Raw genomic sequence first — 17,284 nt, 5'->3', positions numbered from 1 at the left:
CAGGAGTACCCTAATGGCTGAATACCAAAATATTTTTACTACGGTGCAAGTACGCGCGCCGGCTTATCCGGGTGTACCCCATACCGATGGTCAGCGTGACCGCATCGGAAAACCAATCTTCAGTTATTGGTTGGGCAAAATCGGCGATGCGCAGATCGGACCCATCTACCTGGGAACGAGCGGCGTGTTCGCGCTGATCTTCGGCTTCATCGCCTTTGAGATCATCGGGCTCAACATGGCCGCGTCGGTCGACTGGAGCCCCATCAAGTTCGCCCAGGAGTTCTTCTGGCTGGCACTGGAGCCGCCAGCTCCGGAATACGGGCTCCATGTCCCGCCGTTGGCAAAAGGCGGCTGGTGGCTCATGGCCGGGTTCTTCCTGACCGTGTCGATCCTTCTGTGGTGGGTGCGTACCTATCGACGCGCGATCACGCTTGGCGTTGGTACGCATATGGCCTGGGCCTTTGCCGCCGCGATCTGGCTGTATCTGGTGATTGGTTTCATTCGCCCGGTGATGATGGGTTCCTGGTCCGAGGCGCCGCCGTTCGGTATCTTCCCGCATCTCGACTGGACTGCCGCCTTCTCGATCGCCTACGGCAATCTTTACTACAACCCGTTCCACATGCTCTCGATCGCCTTCCTCTACGGCTCGGCGGTTCTGTTCGCGATGCATGGCGGGACCATCCTGGCCGTGAGTCGCTACGGCGGCGATCGGGAAATCGATCAGATCACCGATCGCGGTACGGCGGCCGAGCGCGCGCAGTTGCTGTGGAGATGGACCATGGGCTTCAATGCGACCATGGAGTCGATCCATCGCTGGGCCTACTGGTTTGCGGTACTGGTGGTCATCACCGGTGGTATCGGCATCCTGTTGACCGGCACCGTGGTCGACAACTGGTATCTGTGGGGCATCAAGCACGGTCTGGTTCCCGCGTACCCATTCGAGGGTGTGCCGGTTCCTGATCCAGCCTCACTTCCGGGAGCATTGTGATGAAAGTGAGCCTCTTTTCAGCACCAAAGATTTTACCGTTGGCTGCTGTCGGACTGGCGGCGATGATCGTCGCGGGTTGCGAACGGCCACCACCAGAGTCTGAGCAGCGCGGCTATCGTGGCGTCGGGATGGTTGCCTATGTGAATCCGCGTATTCTTGCGGCTCAGCATAGAGCGAATGTTCCGCCGGCAGTTCAGCCTCCTGCGGTGCCGGTGCCGATCGCTGCCGGGACTGTGTATAAGAACCTGCAGGTCTTGGGTGATGTCCCGCTCACCGAGTTCACCAGGCTGATGCTGGCGCTCACCGAGTGGGTGGTGCCGAAGGATCAGTGGGTCGCTGGGCAAGGGTGTGTCTATTGCCATGATCTGGCGGATATGGCGGCGGATACCAAGTACCAGAAGGTGGTCTCGCGTTCGATGATCACGATGACCCAGCGGGCTAACGCCGCCTGGGGTGATCATGTCGCACCCACCGGGGTGACCTGCTACACCTGTCACCGTGGCAACGCGATTCCGAAGTACGTCTGGACAACCAATCCGGGTCGGGCGGCCAGTGGACAGGGTGCATCCGGTCAGAACCGGCTGTCTGCTGTGCCAGCCTTCGCGTCGCTGCCCTATGATCCAATGACGACCTTCTTCGATAAGGACACGACGATCGCAATCACACCGGCGACCGCCTTGTCGCCGGGCTGGAACGATACGATCAACACGAAGAAGACGGAGTGGACCTACGCGCTGATGATGTACATGTCACGCTCCCTGGGTGTTGGCTGCAATCATTGTCATAACAGCCGTCAGTTCGCGGACTGGAGTCAGAGTCAACTGACGCGGACCAAAGCCTGGTACGCGATCCGGATGGTGCGTGAGATAAACCACGCATTCGTCATGCCGTTGAGCGATATCTTGCCGGCAACGCGCAAGGGCCCCTTGGGTGATCCGATGCGGGTTGGTTGCGAAACCTGCCATCAGGGCATCAACAAACCGCTCTTCGGTGAGCCGATGTTGAAGGACTATCCGGTCTTGGGCCAGCCAAGTCCAGCGGTCGTTCCGACTCCTGATGTCGTCCCTGAGCCTGCGGTAGTCCCCGCGGCGGTTCAGACCGACGCCGAGGTTCTTAACGCGCCTGGCGGAAAGGTCACTGGAGAGGCAGCAGTTCAGGAAGGTTTGATGTAGTATTGTCTACTGAGACGTTTGGTTGCCGGAGCCCCATCTCCGGCGGTGCCTCGCAGGCATTGAGGCAAGCGTTTTTGGAACGCGCGTCGACCGATCCGGCACGCGTGATGACACCGCGGGGTTCGCCGCCGCGGAGATCGGATTTTTTGGGTCGTGGCCGTGACGGCCACGACCCGGTGGTCGCGCTTGGTGCGCAAAAACGGCCTCAGTGGCCATTTTGACATCGTGAGGGTAATTCCAATGGCTGAGAACAAGAGCATGAGCCTTACCGGGCTCACCGATGACGAAGCAAAAGAGTTCCATGGCTTCTTCGTCCAGAGCATGACTGCCTTTGTCGGCATTGCCGTAGTCGCACATATTTTGGTGTGGGCGTGGCGCCCCTGGCTGTAGAAGCCGCGCTTTCTGCTGAACACTGTCCACACATTGGAGACTTGACATGCATAAAATCTGGCAGATTTTCGATCCCCGTCGTGCCTTGGTGGCGCTCTTCGGCTTTTTGGCCGTGCTGGGCCTGTTGATTCATTTCATCCTGCTCAGTACCGCCAACTTCAACTGGTTCGATACCGCTTACGCGACACCGATCATTTCGAATCCGCCCGCGGTTATCCGTCGTTAGGGGTTTCGCTTGCGGTTTGGGCCGGCCAAGCTCGGAGACGACTTGGCCGGCCCTTCTGCGAGCGCGGTTGATTCGAGTGGAGATGACAAGTTGAAGTCAGCGATCGTCTCGCATTCGAGCGAAGGTTCAGCACGCGTCGGCCGGCAAGATGCGCTTGAGCGGGTCATCGTCGTGGATGACCAAGACCACGCACTCGGGGACGGCGACAAATTGGATGTTCATCAGCGGGGTCTGCTGCACCGCGCCTTTTCTATTTTTATCTTCAATGCGGGCGGCGATCTGCTGTTACAGCGCAGGGCCGATACGAAATATCATTTTGCGGGGCAATGGTCGAATAGTTGCTGTGGACATCCACGCCCAGACGAGCCGACGGCACGTGCCGCGTTGCGTCGACTCGGTGAGGAACTGGGTTTTCATGCACCCTTGACCGAGCAGATGCAGTTGACCTACCGGGCTGCGGACCCGCTTTCCGGATTAATTGAGCACGAGTATCTGCATGTGTTTCGCGGGCGTTTCGTCGGCGAACCCCGACCCGATCCGGCGGAGGTTGGAGCCTGGCGCTGGATTTCGGTCGGTGCGGTCAGGCGCGCTGTCAGAGTATCGCCGGATCTCTTCACGCCCTGGTTTCGGCTTATCGCTGAGCGTGTGTTCGACGACCCTCTGGAAGATTAACGCGATCTGGTCTCGTGCAGGAGCGCGTGAGCGTCGGCGAAACCGCGTGGCGAAAACACGATGAAGATCATCCTCCAACAGATTTCCGTGGCCACGCTTGATCCGATCCAGGTGATCGATATCACCGCTGATGTAGAGCATGCCCTCGAGAAAGCAGGAATTCGGGACGGCCTGGTCACCTTGATTTCCCCGCATACGACCGCGCACGTCAATCTCAATGAACGCGAGGAGATGCTGCAACGGGATATGGTCAAGTACCTGAGCGATCTGGTGCCCCAGCGTGGCGACTATCTTCACAATAGAGCGCCTGTAGACGGTAGGGACAATGCGCACGCGCATCTGATGGGGCTGTTCATGAATGCCACTGAGACCATCCCGATCTCTGGTGGGAAACTGATGCTGGGTGGATGGCAGTCCGTGTTCTTTATCGAACTGGATGGTCCGCGCTCCGAGCGCAGGATTCTGGCCCAGTTTCTTGGCAGCTAAGTCAACGCACAGGCAATCGGGCATCTCCTGATATGACCCCGACAGACAGCGAAGGGTTCTTTCTGAACCGCGCCGATTACGATCCAGCGTCCGCGATTGAACTGGATTATCGTTTCGAGTGTTATGGGGATCCGCGCATCGCCGCGGCCCACCTGTGCAGCGAACAGTCGACCGCGCAATGGCACCGGGTCGGGATCGACGAGGATTTTCGGGCGCGCTTTGCCGCCAAAGTGTTGGAACTGCGGGTGGAGCGTCGACAGTCCGCTCCGAGTCTGACGCTCGGGGCGAGTGCGCAGCCGCAAGGCCGGGGGGAGGTCTGCGTCTGTACCGTCACCATCGCTCACCCCCATGGCAACTTTGGTCCGCGCATCCCCAACTTGCTGTCGGCGGTGGTCGGTGAGGGCGTATTTTTCGTCCCCGGGATACCCGTGATCAAGCTGATGGATATCCGCTTGCCGCCGTCTTTTTTGGCGGAATTCACCGGGCCGCGGTTTGGTGTTGCAGGTATTCGGGACTTGCTCGGCGTTCATGGACGTCCGATCTTCTTCGGGGTCATCAAGCCTAACATCGGCTTGCCTCCTGAGCCCTTCGCCGAACTGGGATATCAGGGCTGGCTGGGGGGGCTTGACGTCGCCAAGGACGATGAGATGCTGGCCGATGCCCCCTGGTGCCCGTTGGCCGAGCGCTCCGCCTTGTTAGGGCAGGCGCGACGTCGGGCGGAGGAGGCGACCGGTGTCACGAAAGGCTATCTTGCAAACATCACCGATGAAGTGGATCGGCTATGCGATCTGCATGACCTGGCGGTTGCCAATGGCGCCAACCTCCTGATGGTGAATGCGATGCCGGTGGGGCTCAGCGCGGTGCGGATGCTCAGCCGGCATACTAGGGTGCCGCTGGTCGGGCACTTCCCGATGATCGCGCCCTGCAGCCGGTCGCCAGTCTATGGCATTCACTCCAAGGTCATCTATAAGCTCCAACGTCTGGCAGGATTGGATGCGATCGTGATGCCTGGATTCGGCGCCCGTATGGGGATGGATGAAAGCGAAGTTCTGGACGGCGTTGCGGCTTGCCTCGCCCCCATGGGCGGCATCGCGCCAAGCCTGCCGATTCCGGGGGGAAGTGATTGGGCCGGCACCTTGGATGGCGTTTATCGCCGAGTGGGCCATGTGGATTTCGGGTTCATCCCCGGACGGGGCGTCTTCGGTCATCCACAGGGCCCGACCGCTGGAGCGGCAAGTCTGCGCCAGGCGTGGGATGGCATTGTTCAAGGCATCAGTATTGAGCAACACGCTTTGGATCATCCGGCGTTGCGCGCAGCGATTGACACCTTTGAGGTTAAAGCCGATTGAGATCAGTCGGTTTGTCACGGTGGATGACTCCGAGGCACGTCATCAGGACCACAATGGTTACGTGACGCAGATCGGCAACGCCAGGTTTTCCAGCATATCCAGCAAGCGCCGGATCAACTTTCTGGAGTGCTCCACGGGGGGATCTCCACTACGGCGCGCGCTCGATGACCTGCGTGAGCAGGTCTACCCCAGGAGCCACTGCACCGCCTGCAGGCCCAGTGGCCAGCCGGTGGCATCCTGAAGGCCTACCAGCGCAACCCCGAGCCGACGCGGGTGCCGGTCCTGGAGGTCCGTTTCGATGCCATCCTCACCCAGCGCACTCCCTTTGAGACCCTTAATGGAACCCTCAAGTGGATGATCTTAAGAGAAGAATAGCCTAGCCTGTCAAACTAGGGTTAACCATGCGTCTGTTACTCGTGGAAGACGAACAAAGCCTGGCGGCCGCCCTGCGGCGGGACCTCACGGCGGCTGGTTTCGCGGTTGATTGGGTGGCCGACGGACTGGATGCCCAGGTCCTGGGGGCGGAGTCGAGCTTTGATGTGGTGGTGCTGGATCTTGGCTTGCCCGGGCAGTCAGGGCTTGCGGTGTTGAGCGCGTGGCGGCAGATCGGTGTCATCACTCCGGTGCTGGTACTCACCGCCCGCGATGCCTGGCACGAGCGTGTGGACGGGCTCAAGGCCGGTGCCGATGATTATCTGGGTAAGCCCTTTCACACGGAGGAGTTGATCGCCCGACTCAACGCCCTGATCCGGCGCGCCGCCGGGCATGCGGGCGGGGGGCTGGTGGTCGCTGGCTTGCACCTGGACGAGGATCGCCAGCGGGCGCTGCTTCCGGATGGTCAGCTAGTGGAGTTGACCGCCACCGAGTTCCGGCTGCTGCGCTATTTCATGCTCAACCCGAACAAGCTCTTGTCGAAGACCCGCCTGCTGGATCACTGCTATGACGACTCCGCCGACCATGACGGGAACACCATCGAGGTCTACGTCCGGCGATTGCGCGACAAGCTTGGCAAGCACTGGATTCTCACCCAGCGCGGTCAGGGCTACCGCTTCCAAGGGGACCCCTAGCGGCCGGGAGTGCCGGTCCACCACCGCGTCCATCGAGGGTCGCCTGCGCTTGGGGCTGAGCCTGAGTCTGGCGCTACTGATCAGCGCGGCCTGGTGGCTGGGTCACGAGGCCCTGCACCGCACCGCCGACGCCTATGTGGTCTCGCGCCTGATGCATGACGCGGAGGCCCTCCTCACGTCCCTGGAGGTCTCCCCCCAAGGTCTGGTCCAGGTGCGCCCGCCGCACCTGAGCCCAATCTATGACGAGCCCGACTCAGGGCATTACTTCACCCTGCGGATCGTCGACGGGGCAACCGCCCGCTCCCGGTCCTTGGGTGACTTTGAACTGAAGGCGCCGAACCTGAGCCCTGGGGTGACGGCCCATTGGCACACTGCGGGTCCCCGCGGACAAGACCTCCTGACCCTGGGTGGCGGTTTCCGGCACCAGGGCCATGACCTGACCCTGGTGGTCGCCGAGGACTTCAGCCCCGTGCGCCGCCCCCTGCGATCCTTTGAACAACTCTTCGCCCTGATGGCGGTGGGCGGACTGACTGCCATGCTCTGGGTGCAACGCCGGATCGTGCGGCGCGCCTTTGCCTGTTTGAGGCCGGTCTACCGGGACATCGTCGCCCTGGAACGGGGTGAAGCCAGCACCCTGACCGAGGTCGTGCCAGCGGAAATCTTGCCGCTGGTGTCGAAGATCAACGGCCTGCTTACGCTCTATGCCAAGCGGCTGGAGCGTTCTCGCAACGTCGCCGGCAACCTGGCCCACGCCCTCAAGGGGCCCTTGACCCTGATGACCCAGACTCTGGACACGCAGCCAACGGGTTCGGATCCGGCCACCCAGGCCGTGTTACGCGAACAACTGGCGCGGGTCGGGGCGCTCTTGGAGCGGGAACTCAAGCGCGCCCGCCTGGCCGGGGCGGGCAGCCCTGGTCTGCACTTTGACCCCCAGGCGGAATTGCCGGTCCTCAAACGATTGCTGGAACGGATGTACCCGGATCAGGACCTGTCCCTGGAATGTCGGCTGGACCTGTCCGGGGTCCTGGCAGCAGACCGGGAGGACATGCTGGAGCTTATCGGCACCCTCTTGGACAATGCCTGCAAGTGGGCCCAGACCCGGGTGAGCTGCTTCCTCATGCAAACCCCCGACGGCGTACGCCTCTGCATTGAGGACGACGGCCCCGGCTGCCCAGAGGCCGAACTCGACGCGATCGCCCAGCGCGGTGTGCGGCTGGACGAGTCGGTCGCGGGTCATGGGCTCGGACTCTCCATCGTGCGCGAGATCGTGGACCTTTACGGCGGCCGTCTTGAACTTGGCCGTTCCACGACCCTCGGCGGATTGCGGGCCGCCGTCAGCTTGCCCGTCCGCTGTCTCGAACCAACGTCCTGAGCGGGCGCAGGCCGCTATTCAGCTTCGTTTCAGCTTGCACGGGTAGAGTCCCGTAAATGGACTCTGTGACCCTGATGTCGCGCGCCCTCCGTTCATCGCCCCCGAGCAATACCCGGATGATTGCGCTCACCCTGACCCTGCTTGCCGCCCTGACGGCAACGCCCACCCGTGCTGTCACCCTAGCGGAGGCCGTGACTGGCGCCCTGCAGGTCGAGCAGCAGGAGTCCCGGGTCGCTGCCCTGCGCGGGGAAAGTGCCGCCATCCGCCGCCAGGCGGGAGGCCTGTTGGCAGCGGACCCGGCGCTGCGGGCCAAGTCGGTCTCCGACGCCTTAACGGGGAACGACGGGGCCTATGAACTGGAGGCCATGGTCGATCTGCCCCTGTGGATGCCGGGCCAGCGGAGCGCAAGTCAAGGGATTGCCACCGCCATGGGCAACCAGGCCGATGCCCTGGTCCGGTTACTGCGCTGGGAGATGGCCGGGCGGGTGCGGGAGGCGGCCTGGACGACGGCCTTGGCCCAAGGTCGACTGCGCCAGGCCGCCGCCGCCCTGGCAGCGGCGCGCAGTCTGGAACAGGACATCGGTAAACGCACCATGGCCGGCGAGTTGGCGCGGATGGACCTCCTGGTGGCCCAGCAGGACACCTTGACCCGGGAAGTGGACTTACAGGCTGCGCAGCTCGACTACAACCAAGCGATCCAAAGCTACATTCACTTGACCGGCTTACGTACCGTCCCGGAGCCCCTGGTCGAAACGGCGCCGCCACCCTCCGGTACCCCGACCGAGGCCCACGCCGACTTGCCTGCCGATCATCCGTTACTGGCCAGCAGCGATGGCGCCGTGGCCAAGGCTCGGGCCGAGCGCGAGCGTGTCCACAGCCAGCGCCGCGGCAATCCGCTGTTGAGCCTGGGCGCCAAGCGGGTGCGTGACGGACGCGGGAGCGAGGCCGCGGACGCTCTGCAGCTGGAGATCAGCGTCCCCTTCGGTCTGACCAGCTACTCGGCCCCGGCCATCGCGCTTGCGGAGCGGGCCTATACCGAAGAAGTGACAACCCGGCGCCGCACCCTGATCGAGGCCGAGCACGCACTTGAAACCGCGCGGATCGAGGTCGCGGGTGCCACTGAGGCCCTGGCACTGGCCACGCGACGTCAGACGGTGACCCAGGATGCTGTACAGCTGGTGCGGCGCGCTTTCAACCTGGGTGAATCCGAACTCACGACCCTGCTCCAGGCCCAGGAGCGTGCCCGCCAGGCGAGCCTGGACCTGGAGTTACGGCGGTTGGAACAGGGGCGCGCCGCCGCCCGACTGAATCAGGCCTTGGGGCTGGTGCCTGAATGAACCACCCCTGCCAGGCATCGTTGGGGGTCGAGGAGTTGAGTACGCAGATGAATGCAGAGGAAGTCCGTAGAGTGGATAAGGCGCTTGCCAAGGTGCCGGGTGGCGCATACGGCGAACAGTCGCGCCGCATCCACCAAGCGCTTGCATGGCGATCAGTGGGGTTGAGGATTCGCTCCGCTTATCCATCCGACAAGAAGCGGTCGCTCGGTCTCTCGTTGTCCCTGTTGCTCCTGCTGGGTATCCCCGTACTGGCCGCTGCGGCGGAACCCGATGTCGGAGCCAGTGCTGCAACCGGCACCAATCTGATCGCCCTGGAACCAGCCCAGCAGCAGGCCTTCGGCATCGTACTGACAGCGCCGACGTCGGCGGGCGAGAGCCTGACCCGGCGCTATCCCGCCCGGGTGACGGTGCCCAATCGCCAACAGCGGGTGGTCTCTGCCCCCCAGGCGGGGATCCTCTCGGCCCTGCTGGTAGCCGAGGGCGAGCAGGTCGCCGCCAATCAGATCCTGGCGGAGATGCGCAGCCCGGAATTGGTGGAGGCCCAAAGCCGCTTCCTGGAAGGTGTAACCCGCCTGGCCCTGGTCGAGACAGAACTCAAGCGCGATGAAATGCTCCACAGGGAGGGCGTGATCGCCGAGCGCCGCCTGCTGGAGACCCAAGCCAAACAGCGGGAACTCCTCACTCAGGTGGATCAGGGGCGCCAGCTCCTGGGCCTCGCCGGACTGTCGCCGACGGCCATCGACCAACTGGCCCGGACCCGCAAGCTCAGCAGCACGCTGCCGATCCTGGCGCCCATCGCCGGGGTGGTGCTGGAGCAACTGGTGAGCACCGGTCAGTCGGTGGCCGCCGCCACCCCGCTCTACCGGGTGGCCCAGCTCAAGCCCCTATGGCTGGAGATCCATGTCCCGGTGGACCGGGTGGGCGGTCTCGCCGAAGGTGGTCGGGTCCTACTTCCTGGGCTCGGTACCGAAGGCGCCATCATCGCCGTCGGGCGCATGGTTCACGCAGAGGATCAGGGTGTTCTGGTGCGGGCCGCGGTCACTGAGGGTGCAGAGCAACTACGCCCGGGCCAGTTTGTGGAGGTTCAGTTGGCCAGTGTGGCCCCCGAGACCGGTTGGCGGGTCCCCGCCGCGGCGGTGGTGCGCAATGCTGGAGCGGCCTACCTGTTCGTGGCACGTCCGGGCGGCTTCGTGGCTATGCCGATCCAGGTGCTCGCGGAGGAGGAGCAAAACGCGGTCGTGGCCGGTTCGCTTGGTCTGCAGGATCAGGTGGCAGTGAGCGGCGTCATCGCCCTCAAGGCCGCCTGGCTCGGCGCTGCGCAGTGACGATCACCCTATGCTCGCCCGTCTGATCCAGTTCGCCCTCACCCAGCGGCTCCTGATGCTGCTCGCCGTACTGCTCCTCATCGGGGCCGGTTGGTCCGCCTTCCGGAACACCCCTATCGACGCCTTCCCGGACGTTTCCACTACCCAGGTGAAGATCATTGTAAAGGCGGCGGGCATGACCCCGGAGGAGGTGGAGTCACGCATCACCGCCCTGATCGAGGTGGAGATGCTCGGCATCCCCCGCCAGACCATGCTGCGCTCCATCGCCAAGTACGCACTCACCGATATCACCGTGGACTTTGCGGAGGGGACGGACATCTACTGGGCGCGCCAGCAGGTGGCGGAGCGTCTGAATGCCATCTGGGGGGACCTGCCCGCCGGGATCACGGGCGGCATCGCCCCCATGACCACACCCCTGGGGGAGATGTTCATGTTCAGCATCGAGGGCGGGGGGCTGTCGCTCGCCGCCCGCCGCGATCTGCTGGACTGGACCATTCGGCCGGCCCTGCGCTCGGTGCCGGGGGTGGCGGACGTCAATGCCCTCGGTGGTCACGTCACCACTTTCGAGGTGGTGCCGGACAACGCCCGTATGGCCACTCATGGCATTCGGCTCGCCGACTTACAGGAAGCCATCGTCGCTAACAACCGCAATGACGGGGCGGGTCGGCTGGACGAGGGGGAGGAGGTCCTGCTGGTGCGCAGCGAAGGAGCCATCCGCACCCTGGATGACCTGGCCGCCATCGTCGTGGGCGGTACGTCCCAACAACCGGTGCGGGTGGCGGATATCGGCACCGTTCAGTTGTCAGCCCTCACCCGCTATGGGGCCGTGACCCGCAACGGCAGTGGTGAGACGGTCGAAGGCCTGGTCCTGGGCCTGCGCGGGGCCAATGCCCGGGCGGTGGTCGAAGGGGTCCAGGCCAAGCTCGCGGAGCTCAAACCGGCTTTGCCAGAGGGCGTCAGCGTCGAAGTCTTCTACAACCGCGGAGTCCTGGTTGACCGGGCCGTGGAGACGGTTGCGCGGGCCTTGGCGGAGGCCATCATCCTCGTGCTGTTGCTCCTGGTACTGTTCCTGGGTGACTTGCGGGCAGCCCTGACCGTGGCCCTGATTCTGCCCCTGGCGGCTCTTGCGACCTTTATCCTGATGCAGCAATTCGGCCTCTCCGCCAACCTCATGTCTCTGGGGGGGCTGGCGATCGCCATCGGTATGCTGGTGGACGCGGCGGTGGTGGTGGTGGAGAACGTGGTCACCCAGTTGGCGCCCCGGGAGCACGGCGGGGGCGGTGGCGGGCGCCTTCCGCGGCTACATCTGATCTATCGGGCCACCCGGGAGGTCGCAGTACCGGTGTCCTCCGGCATCCTCATCATCGTCATCGTCTTCCTGCCCCTGCTGACCCTTGAGGGGTTGGAGGGCAAGCTGTTCGTGCCGGTGGCCCTCACGATTGTTTTCGCGCTGCTCTCCTCCCTGCTCCTGTCACTCACGGTGATCCCGGTGCTGGCCTCTTTCCTGCTCGGGAAAGTTTCTCACGGGGAGCCCTGGCTGGTGCGCTGGGCGGCCCGGCTCTATATGCCGCTCCTGGGCTGGAGCCTGCGCAACCCCTGGCCGGTCATCGTGGTAGCCATGGCCCTGTTGGTCGGAGCCGGGGCACTGTACACCCGTATCGGCAAGACCTTCATGCCGACCCTGGATGAGGGTGACCTGATCGTCCAGTTGGAAAAGCTGCCGTCCATCAACCTAGCGGAGTCTATCGCGATCGATCAGCGGGTCCAGCAGGCCATCCTGCGGGAGGTCCCGGAGGTCAAGGCCATCGTCGCCCGGGTGGGCTCGGACGAGTTGGGACTTGACCCTATGGGGCTCAACCAGACCGACAGTTTCCTGGTCCTCAAGCCCATGACCGAGTGGTCCGTCCCCACCAAGGACGCCCTCACCGAACGCATCCGCGCCGTGATCGAGGGCTTTCCGGGGGTGGACTTCGCCTTCACCCAGCCCATCGAGATGCGCGTCTCGGAGATGCTGACCGGCGTGCGCGGGGACCTGGCGATCAAGATCTTCGGCGCTGATCAGGGCCAACTGGACCAGGCCGCCGAGGCGATCGTCGGGGTGCTCACCGGAATCAAGGGTGCCCAGGACGTCTATACCCCCCGCAATGCGGGCGCTCAGTACCTGAATCTGGTGGTAGACCGATTGGAGGCCGGTCGCCTGGGGATCGACGGGGACGCCCTGGCCGGCTTTCTGCGTGGCCAGATCGAGGGATTACCGATAGGGACCGTCTACCGGGAGGGCAAGCGTAGCCCGCTTGTGATCCGCGGGCCGGACGCCATGCGCACGTCCCCGGCGCGCTTCAGTGGCCTGCAGCTGGCCTTGCCGGAGGGGGGCGCGGTGCCGCTGGCCAATCTGGTGAACATCCAGCGCATCGAAGGTCCGGTGGCCCTGTCACGGGAGCGCGGCAACCGGATGGCGGTGGTCATCGCCAACGTGGACGGGCGCGACCTGGTGGGATTTGTAGAGGAGGCGAAAGCCGCGGTTACCGCTAAAGTCATACTGCCTGCCGGCTATTGGCTCCAATGGGGTGGCCAGTTCGAGAACCAGCAGCGAGCCGCCAAGCGCCTTGCACTGGTGGTCCCCGTGGCCCTAGTCCTGATCTTCCTGGTGCTCTTCTCCACCTTTCGCTCCGTCAAACAGGCCCTGCTGGTACTCTCGAACGTGCCCTTTGCGCTCATCGGCGGTGTCGTCGCGCTGGCGCTCACCGGGGAGTACCTGTCCGTACCGGCCTCGGTGGGCTTCATCGCGCTCTTGGGTATTGCAGTGCTCAACGGGGTCGTGATGGTGACTTACTTCAATCAGCTCCAGTCCCTGGGGCGGCCCCTGATGGAGGTAGTGACCGAAGGTGCAAGACGGCGTCTGCGCCCGGTGTTGATGACCGCGAATATCGCCGCCTTCGGGCTGCTCCCCTTGCTGTTCGCGACCGGTCCGGGGTCGGAGATCCAGCGCCCCCTGGCCATCGTGGTCATCGGCGGCCTGGTTTCATCGACCTCACTAACGCTGATCCTGCTGCCCATTCTGTATCAACGTTTTGGCAGGCGCAGGCCGGCCAGAACCGACCGTCGGTGATTTTTCCATGCATGCGAAACCCTTTCTTGTCCTGTTGCTTGGGCTGATGCCGGCCCTCGCCGGGGGTGCCTCCGACCTGGTTCTTGAGCTGGACCAGACGCAGCGTCTGATCCCCAGCAACGTGCGCTACGAACGACTTGGGAACAGCGTCCTGATCTCTGGTGAGATGGTGAAGCCGGTACAGGGCCGCGGCCGGATCCTCGGGCATGCGCACGTCCAAGTCCTGACCATCGACGGCCAGATCCTCACCGCCATTGAGGTCCCTCTCACCAACTTCCAACCCAGCGCGAAGAGCCCGCAACGGGCAGATTTCGCAACGCGCATCGACCCGCTGCCTGTGGGTGCGCAAATCATCAGGGTGCGTTACGACGCTAGCGGGCGCACCGGGGATGCAGGAGACCCACCATGAACTGGGATGCCAGCGCGTCCGGTGGGACGCTGCTACTCAATTTGATCGTGCCGCCAGAGGTTGCCGATGCGGTCGCCGAGTGGCTCCTGGAGCGGGATGACGTGCCCGGTTTCACCAGTGCGCTGGTCGCGGGCCACGGGTCGTCGGAACATTCCATGACCTTGGCCGAGCAGGTAGCAGGACGCAGTCGCCGGGTCATCTTCTTCACCTACCTGCCGACCGTCGTCGCCGAAGCGGTGCTTGCTGAAGTCGGAGAATCCTTCCGCGGGAGCGGTCTCAATTACTGGCTAACTCCGGTCGCCGCCGCTGGGCATCTCGCTTAGCGCGGACCTATCGCTTCTGAATCGCTCAATCACAAAGAATTGCACGGTACCGCTCACCGATGATGTCCGGATCAGGGCCAGCCGTTCCGAAGGGCCATGCCCCGTTCGCTGTGCCCCGCAGGATGACTCAGCCGGCGTCCCGCGGCGGCCTCTCTTTCGACTCGGCCGCGCGGTCCTCGCCGTCCGTGAGCCGCTTGTCTTTGCGGACGCTTCTGAGTTGGGAGTAACTGAACCAGCCAACCAGCCCGACAACGAACAGCAGTTCGATCAATCCGGACAGATTGCGCTCCTCCATTCAATCACCCCCTTTCAAGACTGAATCTTGTCAGTTGATGGACACGGCACCGCGGGGTATCTCAGTCAATGGTGGTACCCGATTCATGTAGCCCGCAGCTCGCTCCATGCTGCGTAAACGATCACGCTTTTCCATCCGCTCGAACAGATCCAGTACCCAGACGACGCGATTTTCGATCTTGGCGGGCTGGGTGTGCGTCATCGTCCCGTTGATGGCCTGCGGCAGCGGCTGAGCCTTAACGGCCTCGACGAGGAACTGGGTCTCGGCAAGTGGCGGTAACGAGACCACCGCACGGGGCAGGGCGGCGGCCAGGACGCGCGGGAGCAGCCGGGCCTTGCGGCCGGGTGAGACGACGGCGCGCTGGCAAACCGAGTCCCACCCGCGCCGCTCGACCTCGTGACCAATCTCCGCGTAGAGGTGACGCGCGGCCCCGATGCCGGCGCGGCAAAGCAAGGGCAGGCCCGAAATGCCTTGATCGGCGCGTGCGTAGAGTGTTTCCGCTGCCGCTAGAAGCCGGGCGACGACTCGTCCCAAGGCGGGGCTCCAGCCGGGTGCTGCCAACCAGGCATCCGGGTCCAGGCCTTCCTCGCGCAGCCATTCGCGCGGCAGATAGAGCCTGCCGTTGGCCGCATCCTCACCCACGTCGCGGGCGATATTGGACAGTTGCATGGCGACGCCGAGGTCACAGGCTCGGGCGAGCAGGTTCGGATCGCGCACGCCCATCAGCAGGGTCATCATGGCCCCGACCGTGGCGGCGACTCGCGCGGAATAGGCGTAGACCGACGAGATATCCTCGTAGCGGCGGCCCTCCGCGTCCCACGCAAAGCCTTCGATTAAAGCATCCAATAGAGTACGGGGTATGGCGAACTGCACAACGACATCGGCCAAGGCGCGGTCGGCGGAAATCTGCATGGGGCGGCCGGCATAGACGGCGTCGAGCCGTTGCTTGAGCGCAATCACCGCGTCATGCGGGCGGTCGGCCAAGTCAATTTCATCGTCGGCGATGCGGCAGAAGGCGTAGAGCGCCGTCGCCGGTTCATAGACGCTCCGCGGCAGCAACAGTGACGCGGCGTAGAAGGAGCGTGAGCCCCCGCAGAGCAGATCACGGCATGTGACCAGGTCGTCTTGGGTCGAGAATCGCAGATTAAGCGAAGGTTGTCGCATCGGGCACCACCGTATCGAGTACACGGGCGGAAGATATGACGCCGGGTACACCGGCGCCGGGATGGGTTCCCGCCCCAACCAGGTAGAGGTGGCGGACCTCCTCGCTGGCATTGTGCGGGCGGAACCAGGCGCTCTGCCAGAGCACTGGTTCGAGGCTGAAACCGGCGCCCTTGTAAGCCAGGAGCCGGTGCTGAAAATCGAGCGGAGTGGTCACCAGGGAGGTCGCCAGATGCTCCGACAGACCCGGCAGCAGGCTCTGTTCCAGATAGGCGCAGACCGCCTGCCGGTAGGGTTCGGCCTGGGTCGTCCAGTCCGTTCCGCTATCCAGGTGCGGGACCGGGGCCAGCGCATAGAAGGTGTCGCAGCCCGCCGGGGCCAGCGCCGGATCAGTCGCGGTTGGCCGGTGCAGATAGAGGCTGAAGTCTTTCGCCAGTACCTTGCGCTTGAAAATGTCCTGCACCAGTTCCTTGTAGCGCGGGCCCATCAGGATGGTGTGGTGGAGAACGTCCGGGTATTGACGGCGGGTACCGAAATACCAGACGAAGAGCCCATTGGAGTACTGCGTACGCTTGAGCCGCCAGTCGGGCCAGCGACGGCGTTTGATCCCCGGCAGTAAGTTCGCATAGGTCCAGGCCGCATCGGCGTTGGAAACGACAATGTCGGCCTGGATCTTCTCGCCATCCGTCAGGCGGACCCCGCGGGCTGTCCCCTGGTCGACCAGAATCTCCGCCACTTCGGCGCCGCAGCGCACCCGATTACCCTGACCCTCGATCAGGCCCACCAGCCCGCTCACCAGACGGCCGGTTCCTCCCATCGCCCAATGAACGCCCCACTGCCGCTCCAGGAAGGAGATCAGGGCATAAATCGAGGTCACGGTGAACGGGTTGCCGCCGATCAGCAGGGGGTGGAAGGACAGGATGGTGCGCATCCGTGGGTCCTTGATGTAGGAGGACACCAGGCTGTAGACGCTGCGGTAGCTCTGGAGTTTCATCATGGGCGGAATGATCCGCACCATGTCCATGAAAGAACTGAAGGGGACGTGGGCGAGTTGTTCGAAGCCAACCCGGAAAATAGCCTCACTCTTCTTCAGGAAGCCTTCGTATCCGGCGAGATCCTCAGGGGCGAAACGGGCGATCTCAGCGCGGATTCGCTCGGGATCGCCGCTGTAGTCGAAGTGCTCGCCGTTGTCGAAACGGATACGGTAGAAGGGTTCCATCAGCCGCAGCTCGACATCGTCGGCGAAGCGTTTACCGCAGAGACCCCAGAGCTCGTCGAGCAGGAAGGGTGCGGTGATGATGGTCGGGCCCGCATCGAAGGTGAAGCCGTCCTGCCGGTGGACATAAGCGCGACCGCCCGGTGCGTCCAGGCGCTCCAGGACGGTGACCCGATAGCCGCGCGCTCCTAATCGAACGGCCGCGGCCAGCCCGCCGAAACCGCTGCCGATGATCACCGCATGGGGCTTGCGCCCGTGGCCGGCACCCGGTGCGGCAGGGGGAGGTGAGACTGTCAACTTAGGCGGACTCTTAGTGGTGTCAACAATGCTTGACAGTATAGCAGTTGAGGACGTCGTGTCGCAGGTTTTTTAAGCGGAATAGGTCGT

The 17,284-nt window shown here is 63.7% G+C and carries 17 protein-coding genes; 14 read left to right on the top strand and 3 right to left on the bottom strand.

Features of this window, described 5'->3' with window-relative positions:
- Positions 1-13 precede the first annotated feature (13 nt).
- From pufM to A39O_RS0107025, 14 genes are all read left to right on the top strand, one after another.
- Positions 14-988 (top strand): photosynthetic reaction center subunit M, encoded by a 975-nt coding sequence (pufM, locus tag A39O_RS0107090; RefSeq protein ID WP_020503997.1) that lies wholly within the window; start codon positions 14-16, stop codon positions 986-988.
- Complete coding sequence (gene pufC / locus A39O_RS32380) at positions 988-2,160, top strand: photosynthetic reaction center cytochrome PufC (protein ID WP_083924557.1); 1,173 nt, start codon at positions 988-990, stop codon at positions 2,158-2,160. The genes pufM and pufC overlap by 1 nt, the downstream gene beginning before the upstream one ends.
- 240 nt (positions 2,161-2,400) lie before the next feature.
- Positions 2,401-2,550 (top strand): light-harvesting antenna LH1, beta subunit, encoded by a 150-nt coding sequence (gene pufB, locus A39O_RS0107080; protein ID WP_026199219.1) that lies wholly within the window; start codon positions 2,401-2,403, stop codon positions 2,548-2,550.
- A gap of 46 nt (positions 2,551-2,596) precedes the next feature.
- Entirely contained in the window at positions 2,597-2,776 is a 180-nt protein-coding gene (gene pufA / locus A39O_RS0107075) for a light-harvesting antenna LH1, alpha subunit (RefSeq protein WP_020503994.1), read from the top strand.
- 42 nt (positions 2,777-2,818) lie between these two features.
- Complete coding sequence (gene idi, locus A39O_RS0107070; protein WP_245561809.1) at positions 2,819-3,448, top strand: isopentenyl-diphosphate Delta-isomerase; 630 nt, start codon at positions 2,819-2,821, stop codon at positions 3,446-3,448.
- A gap of 60 nt (positions 3,449-3,508) precedes the next feature.
- The gene (locus A39O_RS0107065; protein WP_020503992.1) at positions 3,509-3,934 is read left to right on the top strand and encodes a secondary thiamine-phosphate synthase enzyme YjbQ; all 426 of its coding nucleotides are present in this window, start codon (positions 3,509-3,511) and stop codon (positions 3,932-3,934) included.
- 32 nt (positions 3,935-3,966) lie between these two features.
- Positions 3,967-5,283, top strand: a complete 1,317-nt coding sequence (locus A39O_RS0107060; RefSeq protein WP_020503991.1) for a RuBisCO large subunit C-terminal-like domain-containing protein — start codon at positions 3,967-3,969, stop codon at positions 5,281-5,283.
- 401 nt (positions 5,284-5,684) lie between these two features.
- The gene (locus A39O_RS0107055; RefSeq protein WP_020503990.1) at positions 5,685-6,350 is read left to right on the top strand and encodes a response regulator transcription factor; all 666 of its coding nucleotides are present in this window, start codon (positions 5,685-5,687) and stop codon (positions 6,348-6,350) included.
- Between the two features lie 49 nt (positions 6,351-6,399).
- A complete protein-coding gene (locus tag A39O_RS0107050) occupies positions 6,400-7,722 on the top strand; it encodes a sensor histidine kinase (RefSeq protein WP_020503989.1) in 1,323 nt (440 codons plus the stop codon).
- Positions 7,723-7,838: 116 nt separating this feature from the next.
- Entirely contained in the window at positions 7,839-9,059 is a 1,221-nt protein-coding gene (locus A39O_RS0107045) for a TolC family protein (protein ID WP_020503988.1), read from the top strand.
- On the top strand, positions 9,056-10,384 hold the full coding sequence (locus A39O_RS0107040; protein ID WP_245561806.1) for an efflux RND transporter periplasmic adaptor subunit: 1,329 nt from the start codon (positions 9,056-9,058) through the stop codon (positions 10,382-10,384). Before A39O_RS0107045 ends, A39O_RS0107040 begins: the two co-directional genes overlap by 4 nt.
- A gap of 10 nt (positions 10,385-10,394) precedes the next feature.
- Positions 10,395-13,493, top strand: a complete 3,099-nt coding sequence (locus A39O_RS0107035) for an efflux RND transporter permease subunit (RefSeq protein WP_020503986.1) — start codon at positions 10,395-10,397, stop codon at positions 13,491-13,493.
- Positions 13,494-13,500: 7 nt separating this feature from the next.
- Positions 13,501-13,902: a hypothetical protein gene (locus tag A39O_RS0107030; RefSeq protein WP_020503985.1), complete on the top strand. Its 402-nt coding sequence runs from the start codon at positions 13,501-13,503 to the stop codon at positions 13,900-13,902.
- Positions 13,899-14,225 (top strand): DUF3240 family protein, encoded by a 327-nt coding sequence (locus tag A39O_RS0107025; protein ID WP_020503984.1) that lies wholly within the window; start codon positions 13,899-13,901, stop codon positions 14,223-14,225. The genes A39O_RS0107030 and A39O_RS0107025 overlap by 4 nt, the downstream gene beginning before the upstream one ends.
- A gap of 127 nt (positions 14,226-14,352) precedes the next feature.
- Here A39O_RS0107025 and A39O_RS40505 read toward each other — a convergent pair whose 3' ends face one another.
- The 3 genes from A39O_RS40505 to A39O_RS0107010 are packed head-to-tail and all read right to left on the bottom strand — an operon-like array spanning position 14,353 to position 17,194.
- The gene (locus A39O_RS40505; protein WP_020503983.1) at positions 14,353-14,520 is read right to left on the bottom strand and encodes a hypothetical protein; all 168 of its coding nucleotides are present in this window, start codon (positions 14,518-14,520) and stop codon (positions 14,353-14,355) included.
- 30 nt (positions 14,521-14,550) lie between these two features.
- Positions 14,551-15,684, bottom strand: a complete 1,134-nt coding sequence (locus A39O_RS0107015) for a phytoene/squalene synthase family protein (RefSeq protein WP_020503982.1) — start codon at positions 15,682-15,684, stop codon at positions 14,551-14,553.
- Complete coding sequence (locus A39O_RS0107010) at positions 15,665-17,194, bottom strand: phytoene desaturase (RefSeq protein WP_026199217.1); 1,530 nt, start codon at positions 17,192-17,194, stop codon at positions 15,665-15,667. The genes A39O_RS0107015 and A39O_RS0107010 overlap by 20 nt, the downstream gene beginning before the upstream one ends.
- Positions 17,195-17,284: the final 90 nt, after the last annotated feature.

The sequence above is a fragment of the Lamprocystis purpurea DSM 4197 genome (genome assembly GCF_000379525.1).
In the GTDB taxonomy this organism is placed as follows: Bacteria; Pseudomonadota; Gammaproteobacteria; order Chromatiales; family Chromatiaceae; genus Thiodictyon; species Thiodictyon purpureum.
This window is presented reverse-complemented; position numbering and strand designations above follow the sequence as displayed.

What these genes read in the sequence shown, in the direction of transcription:
- A39O_RS0107040 (WP_245561806.1), top strand. Translation starts at nt 9,056, where the DNA reads ATGAACCACCCCTGCCAGGCATCGTTGGGGGTCGAGGAGTTGAGTACG.
- A39O_RS0107035 (WP_020503986.1), top strand. Translation starts at nt 10,395, where the DNA reads ATGCTCGCCCGTCTGATCCAGTTCGCCCTCACCCAGCGGCTCCTGATG.
- A39O_RS0107025 (WP_020503984.1), top strand. Translation starts at nt 13,899, where the DNA reads ATGAACTGGGATGCCAGCGCGTCCGGTGGGACGCTGCTACTCAATTTG.
- pufC (WP_083924557.1), top strand. Translation starts at nt 988, where the DNA reads ATGAAAGTGAGCCTCTTTTCAGCACCAAAGATTTTACCGTTGGCTGCT.
- A39O_RS0107065 (WP_020503992.1), top strand. Translation starts at nt 3,509, where the DNA reads ATGAAGATCATCCTCCAACAGATTTCCGTGGCCACGCTTGATCCGATC.
- pufM (WP_020503997.1), top strand. Translation starts at nt 14, where the DNA reads ATGGCTGAATACCAAAATATTTTTACTACGGTGCAAGTACGCGCGCCG.
- A39O_RS0107045 (WP_020503988.1), top strand. Translation starts at nt 7,839, where the DNA reads ATGATTGCGCTCACCCTGACCCTGCTTGCCGCCCTGACGGCAACGCCC.
- A39O_RS0107030 (WP_020503985.1), top strand. Translation starts at nt 13,501, where the DNA reads ATGCATGCGAAACCCTTTCTTGTCCTGTTGCTTGGGCTGATGCCGGCC.
- pufA (WP_020503994.1), top strand. Translation starts at nt 2,597, where the DNA reads ATGCATAAAATCTGGCAGATTTTCGATCCCCGTCGTGCCTTGGTGGCG.
- A39O_RS0107015 (WP_020503982.1), bottom strand. Translation starts at nt 15,684, where the DNA reads ATGCGACAACCTTCGCTTAATCTGCGATTCTCGACCCAAGACGACCTG.
- A39O_RS40505 (WP_020503983.1), bottom strand. Translation starts at nt 14,520, where the DNA reads ATGGAGGAGCGCAATCTGTCCGGATTGATCGAACTGCTGTTCGTTGTC.
- A39O_RS0107055 (WP_020503990.1), top strand. Translation starts at nt 5,685, where the DNA reads ATGCGTCTGTTACTCGTGGAAGACGAACAAAGCCTGGCGGCCGCCCTG.
- A39O_RS0107060 (WP_020503991.1), top strand. Translation starts at nt 3,967, where the DNA reads ATGACCCCGACAGACAGCGAAGGGTTCTTTCTGAACCGCGCCGATTAC.
- pufB (WP_026199219.1), top strand. Translation starts at nt 2,401, where the DNA reads ATGGCTGAGAACAAGAGCATGAGCCTTACCGGGCTCACCGATGACGAA.